This is a genomic window from Pseudomonas sp. FBCC-B35 (assembly GCF_059133755.1).
This window is the reverse complement of record NZ_CP101439.1, coordinates 2,207,113-2,223,347: the sequence shown is the minus strand read 5'-3', so window position 1 is coordinate 2,223,347 and position 16,235 is coordinate 2,207,113. Positions and strand designations below refer to the sequence as shown.

The 16,235-nt window shown below is 56.5% G+C and carries 12 protein-coding genes and 1 tRNA gene; 2 read left to right on the top strand and 11 right to left on the bottom strand.

Going from position 1 to position 16,235, the window contains the following annotated elements; genetic code table 11:
• The first annotated feature begins 415 nt into the window (after positions 1–415).
• Positions 416–3,475 (top strand): TrlF family AAA-like ATPase, encoded by a 3,060-nt coding sequence (locus tag NMB38_RS10370; RefSeq protein WP_494355070.1) that lies wholly within the window; start codon positions 416–418, stop codon positions 3,473–3,475.
• Positions 3,476–3,819: 344 nt separating this feature from the next.
• Here NMB38_RS10370 and NMB38_RS10365 read toward each other — a convergent pair.
• Positions 3,820–3,944 (bottom strand) — tRNA-OTHER (locus NMB38_RS10365).
• Positions 3,935–4,726 carry a hypothetical protein gene (locus NMB38_RS10360; RefSeq protein ID WP_494355069.1) on the bottom strand — a complete coding sequence of 264 codons (792 nt, stop codon included), beginning with the start codon at positions 4,724–4,726 and terminating at the stop codon, positions 3,935–3,937. The genes NMB38_RS10365 and NMB38_RS10360 overlap by 10 nt, the downstream gene beginning before the upstream one ends.
• 537 nt (positions 4,727–5,263) lie before the next feature.
• On the opposite strand from NMB38_RS10360, the gene NMB38_RS10355 reads away from it, so the two are divergent.
• A complete protein-coding gene (locus NMB38_RS10355) occupies positions 5,264–5,581 on the top strand; it encodes a hypothetical protein (RefSeq protein ID WP_490806149.1) in 318 nt (105 codons plus the stop codon).
• 175 nt (positions 5,582–5,756) lie between these two features.
• On the opposite strand, the gene NMB38_RS10350 is transcribed toward NMB38_RS10355, so the two are convergent.
• The 9 genes from NMB38_RS10350 to NMB38_RS10310 form a co-directional block, all read right to left on the bottom strand.
• The gene (locus NMB38_RS10350) at positions 5,757–6,137 is read right to left on the bottom strand and encodes a LexA family protein (RefSeq protein ID WP_494355080.1); all 381 of its coding nucleotides are present in this window, start codon (positions 6,135–6,137) and stop codon (positions 5,757–5,759) included.
• A 67-nt stretch (positions 6,138–6,204) separates the two neighbouring features.
• Positions 6,205–6,429 carry a hypothetical protein gene (locus NMB38_RS10345; RefSeq protein WP_494355068.1) on the bottom strand — a complete coding sequence of 75 codons (225 nt, stop codon included), beginning with the start codon at positions 6,427–6,429 and terminating at the stop codon, positions 6,205–6,207.
• Between the two features lie 11 nt (positions 6,430–6,440).
• Positions 6,441–6,935, bottom strand: coding sequence for a DUF2514 domain-containing protein (locus tag NMB38_RS10340; RefSeq protein WP_494355067.1), 495 nt, complete (start codon positions 6,933–6,935; stop codon positions 6,441–6,443).
• Positions 6,932–7,378: a structural protein P5 gene (locus NMB38_RS10335; RefSeq protein WP_494355066.1), complete on the bottom strand. Its 447-nt coding sequence runs from the start codon at positions 7,376–7,378 to the stop codon at positions 6,932–6,934. The genes NMB38_RS10340 and NMB38_RS10335 overlap by 4 nt, the downstream gene beginning before the upstream one ends.
• A 682-nt stretch (positions 7,379–8,060) precedes the next feature.
• A complete protein-coding gene (locus NMB38_RS10330; RefSeq protein ID WP_254286770.1) occupies positions 8,061–8,282 on the bottom strand; it encodes a hypothetical protein in 222 nt (73 codons plus the stop codon).
• A gap of 17 nt (positions 8,283–8,299) precedes the next feature.
• A complete protein-coding gene (locus tag NMB38_RS10325; protein WP_494355065.1) occupies positions 8,300–9,151 on the bottom strand; it encodes a hypothetical protein in 852 nt (283 codons plus the stop codon).
• An 8-nt stretch (positions 9,152–9,159) separates the two neighbouring features.
• Positions 9,160–9,462 (bottom strand): hypothetical protein, encoded by a 303-nt coding sequence (locus NMB38_RS10320; protein WP_494355064.1) that lies wholly within the window; start codon positions 9,460–9,462, stop codon positions 9,160–9,162.
• A complete protein-coding gene (locus NMB38_RS10315; protein ID WP_494355063.1) occupies positions 9,462–15,836 on the bottom strand; it encodes a phage tail protein in 6,375 nt (2,124 codons plus the stop codon). The genes NMB38_RS10320 and NMB38_RS10315 overlap by 1 nt, the downstream gene beginning before the upstream one ends.
• Entirely contained in the window at positions 15,837–16,235 is a 399-nt protein-coding gene (locus NMB38_RS10310; RefSeq protein ID WP_441344844.1) for a DUF6950 family protein, read from the bottom strand.

Below are 16,235 nucleotides of genomic sequence, written 5' to 3'. Positions count from 1 at the left end.
GCCAATGCGTACCTCAAGTCTTTCCTAATCATTGTCAGTAGCAAGCTTCCTAAATAACGCAGGATTTCTACGCTGGGATTATATCGCCGTGTCCGGGCAAGCGTCTGTTTGGCCGTTTGCCGCCCGTCCCGAACGGCTGCAATGGGTCGTTAGCGGCCATTCGGAGATGACTGCTGTCGACCAAAAGCTGCCCATGGCTGAGGAGCAGCTATCGGCCAGAAGCAGCCGCACAAACTATTGGGCTGCATGCTCCTGATTCAGATGCTAGCTTGGTCATGCGGAGCCCCAGCTCTGCCAAGTCATATTCTTAAGAGCACCGGGGGGCACTGACTCCAAATGAGTGCAGCGTTTTGTTTATGCGTTTGGCCCCAGGCCGCCATTCGCAGTCTTCAATATCTGATGGAGGGAACCAGCAATGAACCGTGGTGCGACTTGGGGGAAATGGGATCTACACATTCATACGCCAGCGTCGTATGAGTGGAGAGGCGGAAAACGGTTAAGAGACATAACGTCCGATGAGGAACGCCAAAACCTGCTCAAAGAGGTGGTCGAAGGCATCAATGCGAGTGGTTGCGTAGCTGTCGCGGTCATGGACTATTGGACCTTTGATGGCGTTAAGGCCTTACGTGCATATCTCAAGCGGCCTGATGCAGTGAAGTGCAACGCAACGATTTTCCCTGGCATTGAGCTTCGTATGGTGTCGCCAGGGGACTTCCGCCTGAACATGCATGCTGTACTCAATCCCGATTTGAGCGATGACAAACTCGATGCTTTCAAGACCCAGCTAAAGCTGTCGATCAGCGGGAAGCCCCTGACAGATGGATATCTCATTGAGTGGGCTCGAAACCACATCTCCGCTGAGCGCATCGAAAAGCTGGGGATGAAAAAGGAGGGGATTACTAACTCGGAGGCTGTTGCCCTTGAGGCCGCCTCTAAAACCGCTGAGGTGCTCCCCGATTCTGTTGGCGAAGCTCTGAGGATCCTTGGCGAGCGTGACGCAGTTTTGTTCGTACCGTTTGATACGAGCGATGGCGTCACGAAAATTAAATTCCGTGAGCACTATTCCTTTCCTCGCGAAGCACTCGCGATGGAGGCCATTTTCGAGGTTTCTTCGCTCAAAACTCGCGATGCATTTGTCGGCATCAAGACTGCGGAAAATGAAGGCTTCTTCGACGAGTTCATGGAAGCAATCAAGCATCCAAAGCTCGCGGTTCGCGGGAGCGACGCCCACAAAATTTCTGAATACGGTGTTTTCCCCTCAGGTAAATCGACCTGGATCAAGGCCAGTCCGACATTTGCGGGGCTTCTCCAGGCATGCAGAGAGCCTGGAAACCGCTCCTACATCGGTTCCCGCCCACCAAAGCTGGACTTCGTAGACAGAAACCCTCACTTGTTCCTGAAAACCATCCGAGTGCGGAAGAAGACTGGAGCACCTGAACCAGGAGCATGGTTTGATCCAACAGAGCTCCCGCTAAACCAAGACCTAGTGGCACTTGTCGGTCGAAAGGGCAGCGGCAAGAGTGCATTGGCGGATGTAATCGGCATGCTGGGAGACACCCCGAACGGGCGGTACTTTTCCTTCCTCTCAGACCAGAGATTCAGGCTGTCCAAGGACAACAAGGCCAGTTCGTTCGAGGCTCAGCTCGAATGGGTGCAGGACACAAAGGAGCTGGAGTGGCGCACGCTTTCTGAGGCTCGACTCAGTAGCTCAGTTGCTCGAGTGAAATACCTACCGCAGCGCTATTTTGAAGAGCTCTGCAATGATCACGTTCGCGGTGACGACAGTCTTCTACAGAGTGAACTGCGCACAGTCATTTTCTCGCATATCCCGTCGGAAGAACGAAAAGGTGCAGCGACGCTTGAGGAGCTGATTCGCTTACGGACGGACATCATCAGCAGTGAGACCAGCAGCCAACAAACGACGCTGACGGCGCTCAATGCACGCATCCTTGAACTGACCAGCCAAGTTGATCCTGCAGCCAAACTGCGTGCTCGGGAAGAGTTGAAACTTTCTTTGCTAGCCCTTCGGGCGCTCTACGATAACAAGCCGGCAGAACCGATTGAGCCTCAGTCCGACAACGCCGAAGCCCAGACAATCTCACAGCGTATTTCGGAGATCCAGAACGCTATCGATGAACTGAAGGACAAGGAAGGCACTGCTAGATCCACCGTGGATTCTCTGCGGTCGAGAAAGCGTGACATTGCTGATTCCATTGAACGTATTCAGTCCTTTGAGAGGACCAGTAAAGCCGCGATCGCAGAGCTGGTAACCCGTTTGGCGCCCCTTGGTATTGACGCTGAAAAGGTGATCAAACTAACCATTGATCTGAAGCCACTACAAGACCTCACAACCGCCACCGCGGGTGAGATTGTTGACCAGGAAGCTTTGCTTAATCTCGACCTCCCAACGTCCCACACAGCCCAGCTTGCTGAAAGGGAAAAAGAACTTCGGATGGAGAAGGAGAAGCTCGAGGGGCCACTCCTTGCTTACCAAGAAGAACTGGCGCTGCTGAGAAGCTGGAACGAAGAATGGGCTTCAGCTGTAGGTACCGTAGAGACGGACGGCAGCTTCAGAAATCTCTGGTTCAAGGTTAAGAGCTTTGCTGCTCGCCGTACCGAGCTACAGGTACTTCAGGCACAACGAGTAGAAGTTTCCGTTTCCATCTTGGAGGGTCTCCAGCGCCGCGCAGCAGTACTGCGCGAACTTTTCGCTCCTGTTCAGTCGCTAATCGATGGCGAGCCCGCCATACGGGAGGCGCTGGGAGTACAGTTCTCTGTCCGCTTCTCTTTCGATGCTTTCGCCACCCGGCTGTTCGACTACATCAAACAGAGCTCTGGTTCATTTGTGGGCGTAGAGGAATCGAAAGCGTACGCCCTCAGCCTTGTAGCAAAATACGACCTTAGCGATCCTAAAGGACTACGGGCTTTCCTTGCCGAGGCTGATACGGCCCTGAACTTTGACATTCGCGGCAACACCCAACGCCCCGTAACCCTTTCCTCAATCCTGCGATCAGACCGGACTCCCGCGGATCTATATGACTTCCTATACGGACTGAGCTACTTCGACTTGAGCTATGGACTGATGCTCGGCAGCGTAGAGTTGGAGCGTCTATCTCCAGGTCAGCGTGGTGCGCTGTTGCTGATTTTCTATTTGCTGGTCGATAGGGAACGTATCCCCATTATTCTTGACCAGCCCGAGGAGAACCTAGACAACGAGACCGTCTACAACCTGCTAGTAGGGGTAATCAACAGGGCGAAGCAACATCGCCAAGTGGTAATGGTCACTCACAACGCAAACCTGGCAGTCGCCTGTGATGCCGAGCAAGTCATTGTGTGCACCATGGAACGCGACGGCAGCAATCGCATCAAGTACGACGCCGGCTCAATTGAGGAGCTCCACCTCAATCTGTCTGTGGTCAACATCTTGGAAGGTACAAAACCGGCATTTGAAAACAGGCGCAGAAAGTACGTTTAAGGCTGTGACGGGGCGCACAGCATGAGCCGAGGGCATTGATCATTGCGGAGCAGCGCGTGTAGCTGCTTCGACCGGCCGCTTCTGGCCGGTAGCGGGCGCTTCCAAACGTCCACTTTTGGCCGTGAACTGACCAATGATCCCACCCAGTTCATACCGACCGGTAAAAGACATTAGGGAATGAGGGCAATACGGTGCGTGACTAAGGCTCAACCTAAAAGTTGATAATAGTTGATATTCAGAAATGAACTGGGATTGCCCAAGAACACCGAAAACTAGCAATGCCTGCGGTATAAGGCTAAGTTGACGACCAATCCAAATGAATCAGGACAGCGTCAAAATGAAAATGGTGGCTGGCAGAGGGCTCGAACCTCCATCTACCCCTCGAATGCTACCTGTCACAAGTAACATTCGAGGGGAGGCTGCGCTAGGCGCAGCCGTAGGGCGCATTAACCGATTATGCTAACCAGCCTTTAGTCTCGATGCTAGCTCGGTCGCGGCACTGGTGTCAAGAAGATATTCTTGCCGTAGGAGCTTTATGGCGCCGTTCAGCATTCTCTCACCGGTTGCCCCCTTATATCGCTTCACTACCAACGGAAGCACATCCCGCTCGGGATCTAACGACCTTTCACAAAGATCACGTATCACTCGCTGCCAAACTTTAGACAGCAATATCATATCTTGAGCCTTCAAATTTCCAAATGGACTAGGAACCCAATTATACCTCCCCCTAACTGTAGAGGCGTAAGCCTCACTAAATATTACTATTTCTTCAGAACTCCCTCCATGAAAATTAATATTTCTCATTTTCCTATAATAATCAATCACCGCTACATCAGAGGCATCGACAAAACTTGACAATGCCGCATCGTCATTCATCACCTCGCCTGTCCCCTTTCTAGACGAATGGATAACCCGAATTGCCTTTCGAAGGAAATCACCCTCTACATTGACATTAGGCTTGGCTACTAAAGGCTGTTTTCTAATGTAATCACAAGCAGTTTCGGCTTTGCCGTTCATGAAAGCTATATGTGAGAGATATACAAATTGTTTTGATTTCTCTAGCTCTAGCTGATCAAGATAGAGCGTACCGTACCCGAGCGACTTCGCCTGCGCAGAGATAAAACCAGGCGGATTGGCAGATTGTTTTGATGCTTCGAGAAAAATTTTAACTGCGGAATCTACAATCGCCATGTATGGATTGATGGCCCCCAGCTCTTTCTTCAAATTAGTAAAAATGGCTCCAGGCGTCATAGCATACTCATTCAGTAAATTAAGGTAGGCCTACATTATAAGGTTAAAACTTGAGCTTTGTGAAATAGACCAGTGGAGTACTATTGCAATGAACGCAATGCCTGCTCCCTGTATCCCAAAGGCCCTCCTTCCAGGCTCAGCCCCCTCTATTGAGGGTCTACTTTTTCGCACCTATCATCCGAATACTGCCATTCTGCAACCATAGCTAAGGTTCGATCTCTGCCATCGTCGAACGTCCGCTGTGGGTCGAAAGCAGCTTTTCGCGTGAAGCCGACCTCAAGCTGTCTAGCAGATCCTGGACAAAAGCGTCGGTTTAGCTCAACGGTTTTCAAGACGGTGCAATGAAATCCCATCCCAAGCGTCCTGTACCGCAAAATCGATTCCAAAACATAGACCAAACCACACGCCTACAAACCGCACACTGCACGGGTCGCTGTTTGAGTTTGGAACCGATTTACCAGGCAGTCGATAAGGGCCTTTCACTCATGGCAATGAGCCACAACTGAGATACAATTGGGGAAAATTTGGAGCCACCTCATGAGACTCGTCGTCAACGTTCCCTTCGGATGGTATGCCTTGTTTGCGCTCGGCGTCGCATCGCTGGTTTACAAGCTAGCATTATGGCTGCTGGCCATTCTCTGGCTGATTCTCGCGATTAGCAATCCGAGGTTTTTCCTACCGCCAGTAGTAGTCGGTGTGTGCGTCGTGAAATGGCAGTTTGCAGTGCCAGTGGTAACGGCTTTGATGGTGATTTTCGCGATTTACTCAGTGTACGTTGCCCGCAAAAAACGTAAGGCGAGAGCGACACTGGCTCTGGCTGATCATTCGCACAATCAGAATTCAACGCCCCAGTAATGCAGCAGTAGCGGAAGATCCCCGCCCCAAGCCGCACAATCTGCGGCGCCCAAACCATGGCTGTCTAATACCCTATCCTCATTTTCAGCGGGTTTCGCCTAGTAAAAGCGCGGTGCCTCACGCCAGTATTAGACAGCCTAACCACCCTCTTCCGGCGTTCTGCCGAATCCTACCCCTACCCTGATACACGGTCGTGATCCCGGACGCTGAACCGGACGACACCCCACACCTCGAACGTGTCGCCCTCCATAATGTACCGCGACGGGTACTTTGGGTTCTCCGACCGTAAGACCAGCACACCGTGCTCATGGCACATGCGCTTGCAGACCGCTTCGCCGTTCACCGCCGCGATCACAATGTCGCCGTGCTTGGCCTCGACGCTTCGATCAACGACCAATAGGTCGCCGGAATACATTCCAATACCCTGCATGCTCTCGCCTTCGATCTTGACCAGGTAGGTCCAGGGCGCACGCACCTGCATCAGATTGTCCAGGCTGAGCTGTGGCATGTCGTCGATTTCGAAGTCAAGGGCGGTGTTCATTGGCGGAGCCTCAATACTGTATGAATGAACAGTATGGTAGTGACCTGCAATAGGCCCGGCAACTGCCGACAGGCGGGGTGCGCTAGTGCAGCGGGGGCAGTTTGTTGCCCATCAGCTTGGAGACGGTGCGAAGCTGGTAGTCAGAAACCGCCTGGGCCAGGGACTCAGAACGGAGCCGAAGACGCTCTACTTCCTCGGCTGGAGCTCCATAGTCTCTGGCCTCCCAGTACCGTTTGAGAGCCTCCATCGACTGCTCGATCAGTGGCTCGCCTGCCTCAACGGCAGCGGCAAATTCATCTTTGTCCATCTGGAATACCCTTATTTGGTCAGGGCATTATAGGACGCCTCGCACAGCTGTCCTGCTATTCGGGCTTGGTCATAAGCCTTCGCCAGTTCTCCCGCTCGAGCATCAGCCCGTGCGAGCAGGTCGGAGAGCACCATGGCGGCGCGGGTGGCTGCCTGGCCTCGGGCGACAGCGGCGGTATCCGTGCCGGGGCAACTGACGGCGGCGGCGAACTTGGCGCCGTCGTTGCGCAGCCGCTGGCCAGCAGCATCGGCGCCAGCAGCGTCAGCATCAGCCGCCTGGTGTTGTTCGTATGCATGGGCTCTCGCCTCCTCCTGCGCCTGGGCGCGTTGATGTTCTTGCTGACGAGCGCCACGCTCCCCGAGCACCTCGGCAAGACGGGCGCCGCTATCGCGCTGGGCCGTGGCCTGGCCGGCCCGCGCCTGCTCGACGCTCCGGCCGTGCTCGTAGGCACCCCAGTGGCTGACCACCAAGGCCAAGCCAGCCGCCAGGCCTACCCACGGGCTCATGCCAGCGCCCGCCTGATGCCCTCATCGATCAGCGTCGACGGATACAGATTGGTGCCGTTCTCGTGCACGATGATGCCGACCACCAACTCGCGCAGGATCTGCGGCTTGGAGATGTCGATCGAGTCGCAAACGCCGACGCCCAGGCGCTTGGCGATGACCTGGGCGTAGGCATTGGTGTCGTTCTCGCTCGCCGGCGCCCAGCGGTTGATGAATTCCAGCGGGGTGTCGATACCAGGCCGGCCAACGCCGGGCATCCCATCCTTGCCCCGGTAATTGAGCAGCAGCTTGCCCAGTGCACGGATGCCGTTCTCTGGATGGTCGAAGCGGGCGAAGCGCGGCTTAGCCACGCCTACTTCCAGGCCCAGCTGCCCTTGCCAGGCGTTGCGCGGGTTGTAGTCGATGTTCCCTGGGTTGTTGTTGCGGACACCGCGTGGTGTGGTCATAGGTCTTCTCCAGACGAAAAAAAGCCCGCGCTGGGCGGGCCGGATGTGCCTTATTTGTTGCACGAACGTCCAATCTGCATCATCCGTTACGCGAGACTGGGTATGAAAAATGGATTTTTTGCACTAGCGCTATTCAGCTACCTGCTTACTGGTTGCTCCCACTTTTCCAACAGCACTTATGGGAGCACTACCAACAAGCATGAGATTGCGTGCGATGACACTCCTCCGAATCAACCGGGCTGCTACAACCGGCAGTATCAGGAAGGCATCCTCAACAAGCTGCTCGACTCGCTTTCTTGAATCACTGGTGGTCTCTGAGATCTACGTCCCTATCCGCCACTGCTAAGCGATACGATGGTGCAATCTATGGAAGGAATTTCTTATGAAGCGTGTTGCTGCATCACTCATATTCACCGCGCTGGCGGGCTGCTCTCACTACAGCTCCAGCGATGACATTACAGAGGTAGGCTCGAAGGGATACACCGTTCGGTGTGATGCTTCGCCTGCTAACCAGCCAGGCTGCTATGAGCCACCTCCGTCTTTCAACTGGTGGCCAACCGATAAGCTGAAGTTTCAAATCGGCAGGAAATGAGAGGCATCGCCACTCGCGCATGAGGCGCTTCGTGAAGGAGCGCCCAAGCAAAAATTCCACGCTGGGCAGGGTGGAATTGAACTAGCTCGACTAAGCGGCCGGGGTTTCCGGCTCCGGCGCTGCTGCGGGTTCCTTCGCAGTGATCGAGACCTTGGCGCTGTAGTCCTTCAGCACCTGGGCCACACAAACCTGCGCGGTCGGGAACTGGTTCAGGATCTCGCGAGCGCGGGCGTCGGCTTCTTCTTGGGTGGCATAGCGGGTTTTGTTGGCCGCGTCATAGTCGTTGGCCAGGTTGATAGCTACATAGGGCATGGGTATTTCCTCTTTGGTTATCTAAATGGGAATGGGTAGTCGCTCGCTCGAATAACGAGCGCTTGAGGTTGGCGGTCAGTCGGAATATCTGACCAAGTTGTGTCTCGTGCACCGCTGTGTTGAGAGATAGTTGCAACGGCAGGGCTGAAGAAGAATCTGACGCCACCAGAGGCGCCACCACACCCTTCATTCGCGCTCACGCTTGCGCCTTCTCCTAGCGTGTAACCTTCAGCCAACATGCAAATCCTGGAGAACGTCAGATAGGCTGCAAGCTCACCAGACGCTACTGGAACAAACACAGCTCCTTTGGGCTGCGGGTAGTCAGTGCTTGCCCATTCCTTACCTGACGTTTCGTTACCCCCGCCTGAATAGGGAGTAAATCGCAGGTCTGAACCGGGATAAGCCGGAGCGTTGATTGGTGGAGGGTCCACAGCCGCGATGATGTTTAGCGGCGGCATTCCAGTTGTAAAACTGATCCGGCCAGCCGCGTCATAGCACTCCATGCCCGTCCTCTCGCCGACGTCGCGCATCAGGTCGAAGATATAGGCTTTGGTGTTCGGTCTGCAGCCTTTGAAGTACAGCGTTCGGACATTGCCGCTGACCGATTCACCACAGGGCTTGCCATCGCCGACAAGGAAAACGATCGGCGAGACAGCACCGGTCACGGTGATCCCGCATATGGGATCGATTAAGCGCGTGTATGAATAACTACCTTCTTCATTTGGCGGCAGGTTGAGAGACCGCAAAGTATAACGCCCCCATCTATCCACCAAGTCCAAATATCCACTCTTTAACAGGCCGTAGGATATTCGATCGATATCAAAAAGGAGCGTGCCGTCTTCTTTGAAAGCCTGGAATCCAACAGGCATTTCACCTCCTAATAGTAGCCGTAGTAGATTCTGCAATTGGCGCTGAACTGACCAAACCAAGTTGAGTGCTGGTATTGCCAGGACAGCGTATTGCCCGAGATTGTCACGCCCGGTTTCTTGCCCTTCCATTGCTGCGTATCGACCAGCGGCACGACGATATAGAACCGCCGCTTGCCCGCCGGAATACCGGGCAGGGTTATCGCCCCGCCCGCTGCATTGGTGACAATATCCCCTTGGTGCTGACTGATCGACATCGTCATGTTGACGAGCAGTCGACCGTCTGCGCCGTAAACCTCGAGACCAGTTGCCATTACCACTCACCCATACGAATGCGCCGAACACCGTTGATAACCATATCGATTCCGCTGCGGTTGAACACCGTATAGGCTGACGCCGCTTTGTTCTGCATGATTATCGTCCCACTAGCGAAGTCCATGCGCATAATTGGAACTCCATTATTTGCAAGCTCCGACGAGTTTATGGAATTACCTACAATTGCCCTCTGAATCGTCGCGATTGAGATAAAGGCTTCGTTCAAGAACACCTGCCCATTCTGAATGGCAAATGGACTTACAAATCCATTACCGCTCGGATTGAGCACGGCGAACCGATCCGCCATCACAGCGAAGACCGACTGCAGCACTCCACTGCTGTTATCCGCCCCCAAGCCAAACCCTGCAGCCACATATTGCCCACCAGCTGTTACCTGGAGCCGCACCGAGTACGAGGCGTTGACCTTGTTGTTCAAACTGGTTTGCGCCGTGCTGATCTGCTGCACTGACGCGTTGGTGCTACCCAGGTTGCTCTGAACAGTGTCAACGCGCTTGCCCAAGGCGGTGTCGGCATCGGCTCGCGCCGTGACCTCACTCTGGGCTGCTGCGAGAGCATCATCAGCTTTTGCCTGAGCGGTGGTGATGCGCGTGCTCAGCGCCGAGTCGGCATTCGTGCGCGTGGTGGCTTCATCCTGAATCGCAGCATTGGCGTTGCCCACTGACGTATACAGCCCGTCCGTGCGCTTGGCCTCCGACTCGATCTTGGCACCCTGCTGCGTGACTTTGGTATCCAGCGCAGATACCGCAAGCGCTTGACCAGCAGCCTGGCGCGTTGAGGTGCCAGGAGTGAAAGCGGATGGGGTTATGGCCTCACCTATCTTTTCCTCGAGCATGAAGCCGTCGAACCATGTGGTTCCCGCTGCAGAGCCTGCCTGGGTATACAGCACAATGCTGGCAGGTCCCACCACGCCGCTAGGAATGGTGATCACCGTACTCACGCGGCCGAGACTGGTGCCTACATCTACGCTTGAGAGTCCTACCTCAACCGCCCCCCCGGCGCTGTTCTGGTACCGCAAGCGAACCCCTACGCTATGAGCAGCGCTGCCCTTGGACCAAACCGAGAAAATGTATTGTCGCCCAGCGACCAAGCGCAGGTTGTAATCACCGGCGCTAGCGGCCAGATACAACCAAGCCGGGCCGGACGCGGAGTCGGCCTTGAGCAAATAACCCGAGTACGCAGCTGCATCCTGCACGCTGGACAGCGTCAAGGTTGATGCCATGTGCATCGAAGGTGGAGACGCGGTGAACGTAGCGAACTCCGCCGGAATCAGGTTGCTCCCAGTGCCGCCAATCGATCCAATCTGGCTACTCAACCGGTTAAGGCTGTTACCGGCTGACGTGAGGCCTGTTTCTGTTGCCGTGATCCGGCCCGAAAGCGTGTTCATCGCCGCCGTGCTGGCCTTGGTCGCCAGTCCGCTAGAGGAGCTGTTGACGGTATTCTCCAGCGCAGTGGTACGACTGGTCGCGCTTTCGATCTTACCGGCCTGCTGACTCACCGCAGAGTTGAGCGAATCTACCGCCGATGACGTGGCGCTCTGCTCAGCGATCACCACCTGTCCATTATCACGCCATCCTGTCGCGCGCGGTGACTGCTCGAGTTGGGCGCGATCAGCTTCGAAAAAGCCAGTGGAAATAGAGTCGATGCCAAACGCCACAGGATAGACTTCGCAATACACTGCATCAGCAGGAACGGCGGCTGTGACCTCCACCCGTTGGAATGCATTGCCTGCTGTGAGACTAGCCCCGAAGGTCCCATTTACGGGGGAGCCGTCCGCCTTCCTGAAGTAAAGCTCAGCACGTATGATCAGACCTGCTGTACCACGCATGTAGACGGAAAACGTCAGCGTTTGCCCTGCCGAAACCGATATCCTTTTCGCATCGACAGGTTGCAGCCTTACCCATATATTCCGTCCAAGTCCTGTCACGTCCAATCGCTGCGCCAGTTCTGCAGGAGCAAGCTGCGAAGACACTAGCGACGGGGTCCTTGTAGTCCCACCAGCGCCGGTATAAGTCCAGCCATCGGCAAGATTGGCGTTGCCCTGAGCCCTTTTTTCGAAAGAGGGGTTGTAGAGCAGATTCTCCCCTCCGGCGGTACCGATGCTGTTGCTCACCTCAGTGAGCTGGCCAGATACACTGGTCAATCCTGCTTCGGTGGCACCAACCCGCCCTGTGAGCGCCGAGGTTGCCGAGGCATTGCTCGCCGTGTCGCTCTTGACCTGGTTCAACGACGCATCAATGCGTGTGATGGCTTGACCGTCTGCCTGGATTTGTTGCCCCTGCTGAGAGACAGTTGAACCCAAGGTTTGCAGCGCAGACGAGTCAGCTTTCATAGCTACCTGACCAAGTGCCGACTGCGCAGCTGCCGCTGCATCGCTCGCCACTTTGTCAGTGACAGCTGCCCAGGTGGTGCCTGTCCATCGCTTTGGTGTGTTCGCATTGCCAGTGGTATCGATCCACAGGTTCTGCGCCAGGCGATCTGCTGTCGCTGGAGCTGGGCTCTGAACGATGACCTTGCCCTTGCCGCCGGCCAGATCATTCGCGGCCTGGGCAGCGCCTTGGGCTTTATCGACGTTACCGTTTGTGGTGACTAGACTGTTGCCCAGCTGCGTGGCCAGCTCACTGGTGGATTTGATTCCCTCTTCATTCTTGGTGATCCTGCCGGCCAGTAGCGTCGTGGCGCTCGCATTCGCCACCGCATCTGCCGCGTTGACTTGGCCACTGTCGCGCCAACCCGTAGCAACCTCGCCAGCTTCGAGTTGTGCGCGATCGGCCTCAAAGAACCCAGATGTCACCGCTGCCGTACCGAAAGCCACCGGATAAACAGCGCAGATCGATGCATCGTCCGGAGTAATGCCCGAGACGGTCACCCGCTGGAACGATCCGGTTGCGGTGATACTCAGCCCTGCAACTCCAGCGCCGCCAGCGGATGGGGTTCCGTCAGGCCTCCTGAAGTAGAGCTCGGCTCGCAGAATGAGCCCAGGTGTGGCCCGCATGTAGACCGAGAAGGTCAGGGCTTGTCCGGCCGAAACAGAGGCCCGTTTCGCATCGATCGTCTGCAAGCGGATCCATACGCCAGCGCCTAGACCAGTAGCATCCAGACGCTGCGCGAACTCTGCTGGGGCCAACTGTGAGGGCACCAGCGTAGCTATTCGTGTCGTGCCGCCAGCGCCGGTCTGCAACCACCCATCGGCAAGCCCTGTATCACCAGGTGCCTTGCGTTCAAAAGACGGGTTGTAAAGAAGGTTCTCGCCCGCCAGACCAGGGATGGAAGCTTCGATCTTGGTCAAAGACGAACCTTGGGCCGACAGAATGTTTCCTTGCGACTTTACGTCGTTGCCTAGGGCCTGAACCGTCGAGGCCTCAGCCTTCTTGCTCACGCTGTCGGTCAGCGAAGTGAGTGCCTGGCTTTGCGAGCTGATGAGCAGATCTTGGGCCTTGTCTTTGTCTTCAGTCGCCGTCACGCGGCTTGTGACCTGCTGCAGCGCCTGCGAACTGGCCTTGCCGTCGATGCTGGTCTGCATGCCATCCAGCTTGGTGGCTTGCGACGTGAGCTTGCCCTCAGCCTCGCTAACCCGGGTGCTCAGGCTGCTTACCACGCTTGCGTCGGCCTTCAGCGCCACTTGGCTGAGCGCCGACTGAGCAGCAGCTGCTGCATCGGTGGCCACCTTGTCCGTCACCGCAACCCAAGCCGAGCCGTTCCAGCGTTTGGGGGTGTTGGCATTGCTGGTGGTGTCGATCCAGAGGTTCTGCGCCAAACGATCCGCGACAGCAGGCGCTGCCGATTGAATGATGACTTTGCCCTTCCCGCCCGCCAGCGTGGCCGCATCCTGGGCAGCCTGCTGAGCAGCCGAGACGTTGCCGTTTGTGGTGGTCAGGCTCGATTGCAGCCCGCTGATCTGAGACGCCTGGGCGGTCACCTTGCCATCAAGCGTCGACACATCGGTTTCGACCTTCGAGACGCGCGCAGCCATGCCGTTGGCAGTCACCACCGCCTGGCCAACATCGGTCCAGTAGGTGGCGTTCGGCGGTGGCGTGTTCAGCGGTACCGCTATCAGGGCCTGGTACAACTTGCCATCGCTGCCTAGGGCGCTTTGGCCGACGCTGTAGGCCTTGTCCTTGCGGTATGGCAGAGAGCCGGCCAGGGCCGAGACGTTGGCGATCTGCTGCTGCAGCTCGGTCTTGGCAGCCGAAACGTCCGCGCTCACGGCGGTGATTTGCTGCTCGAGATTGCCCTTCACAGTGCCAAGGGCGTTGTTCACGTCGCTGATCTGCTTGGCCAGCTCCGTCTTGGCGGTGCCGATCCGCTCGTTCACCGAGCCCGGGCCGTTGCCATCGATGAGCGTAATCTTTTCGATCTTGCTGGTGAGCTCCTTGCCCAGCTCGCTCTCGGTGATCTTGCCCTTGATGCCTTCCAGGATGGCTCCAACATCCATAGAGGTCGCTGCGACAACCTTGAGGAAGGCGCTCACTCCGTAGGCATTCTTGGAGCGGACGAAGTAGGCATAACTCTTGGCGAACGACAGGCCGGTGTGGGTGATGCTCAGCCCTCGACCGAGGAACTCGCCCTGCGTGGCGGCTGGATCTGGAGACCAGAAATATTCATAGGTGCCGCCGTTGAGGCCGTGCAGCGTATTGCCGGGGATAAGAGTGATCGTATCGATCGTCGCCTGAACAGCGCAGGTTTCAGGCATTGGCGGGCCATTCACATCAACCGTGATGGTCGCTTCGCCTGAGCGTGCGAGCGGGCCCAAAGCAGCGACGCCCATGGTATAGCTGCCGGATGTCAGGCCAGAGATCGGCATCCGAGTCGTGGTCTCCGGCACTTGCAGCGCCTGCACCGCGGCGCCCGCTTGTCGCACAGTTACAGCGAAGCCCGAAACGATCCCTGCAGGCCGATCCCAGCTCAACACGCCCTGACTTATCTCTGCTGCGTCCTCTACATCCCAGCGGAGATTCGTTGGGCTCCCCAGACCGCCAGCGGGCAGCTTGATAAAGCCGATAGGGTTGTAGGGTTTGCCAACGGCGTCATCAAAGATGGCAGCCTCATAGGCCTGCACCGACGCCGTACAGCCCTCGCTGGTACCCATGGACCAGTTGGTAACCATGAACTCGCCGAGGATGTTCAGCGATGGCAAGTTAACGCGCACAGCCCGACCAGGCCGGCAGTTGTAGCCAGCCAAGTTGAGCGGGATATTCAGCGCGCCACCCGACCGACGCCGACGGAGCTCGATGTTTGCCAGACGCTGGGCCTGGTATGGGTCGCTGACGTAGGAGAATGACAGCGTTTCTGCTGCCTCGCCCCCGTCTTCCTCAACCCATTGAGCAACAGAGACTTCGGGATAGTCGGTCTCGGTCCAGGACTGCAGAGGATCAATGAACGTGCCGCGGATCGTGTTGATGGCGGCGTCATTGGTCGCTTCAGTGTTGCCGGTGATGGTGCCAATCACCATGTCTTCGGTGATCTCGAAGTCATACGGCCCGTAATAGGCACCTGCCTGAAACATCCAGCGACCCCCGACTCTGATCAGCTTGCCCGCACAGGCTGCCTCGAGCTTCTGCAATACGTTGGTGCGCTGTTCATCGGCGCCGATCACGCAGCCGCTACGGTACCGAGGGCTTGAGCTTCCGTCCGGGTTTTGCACTGACTCATTACAGACGTTGGCACCGCTCGCGAATGTCTCAAACACGATCTCATCATCAGGCACCCCGCATCGCGTGCGAAGGAACCACAGCAGGTGCAAAGCCGTGTTCTCGGTCCAGCCGGATCTGCCCGTACGGGGGTCAAAAATGTCATTTCGCCCGCGCACGACAAAGCGCGCATCGGGAATGCCGGATGGGAATTTTTCTGCGCTGTAACGCAGGGAGATCCGTACGTACGACAGCCCGCGGCCGATTTGTGTGTCTTTCCAATCAGGACAGTTTTCCTTGAGAAAAGTGTTCACCTGGGTCGGATTGACGACCAGCTCATACGAGGCATCTGCACCATAGCTCCCGATGAGCTCTTCACCGAGGTAGATGTACTCCAGCTCATCAATGGCGCCTTCACAGAGCACATATACTAGGTGCAGCCATTCGCCGGTCGTTTGCGCCCCGCGCTCCTCCTGGGCCCAGACCAGGACCCCGCCAGTGCTGACGCGCCCGAGGATGAACCGAACAGGCGCCTTGGAAGAACGAACGGTTTGAGCAGACGGTTCGTTGTCGCGCAGCGGCGACTTCGTGTTGAGCTTTTCCTGTTGCTCAGCTGCGTAGAATGCTAGGCCCGCACCGATCACCGCACCTACGGGTCCACCCTGAACGAAGCCAATGACGGCGCCGACAACAACCTGAGCAAGTTTTTTTACGCCACCGCTCATCTATTCCACCCTCCACACAGCTGTCGGCTCACACACCACGCGGTGCACGCCATCTTCGGTCGTCGCCCAAAATTCGTTCGCCCAGAAAACCGCCATGGACTTGCCACCTGGCGCCTCATACATCGCGATGTCTCCGCGCTGGATGAACGCAGGGGATACCCGGACAAAACACGCATCCCAGGCCGCCTCCAGGCTACCGTGAGTCTTCCGTAAAGCCCGCTTTGCACCGGCTTCAGTCTTGTAGGTGCCCCGGTATGCTTGAGCGGGGTCGGTTCCGCACACCGCAACAGCGCAATCCGCTGCAAACAGGCAGCAGTCAAACTCGCCCCATGAAAAAGGCCGCTCTCTGGCGGCCTTGATCACTTCACTGAGACGTATCGTCCAATCTCTGTGGCGCAT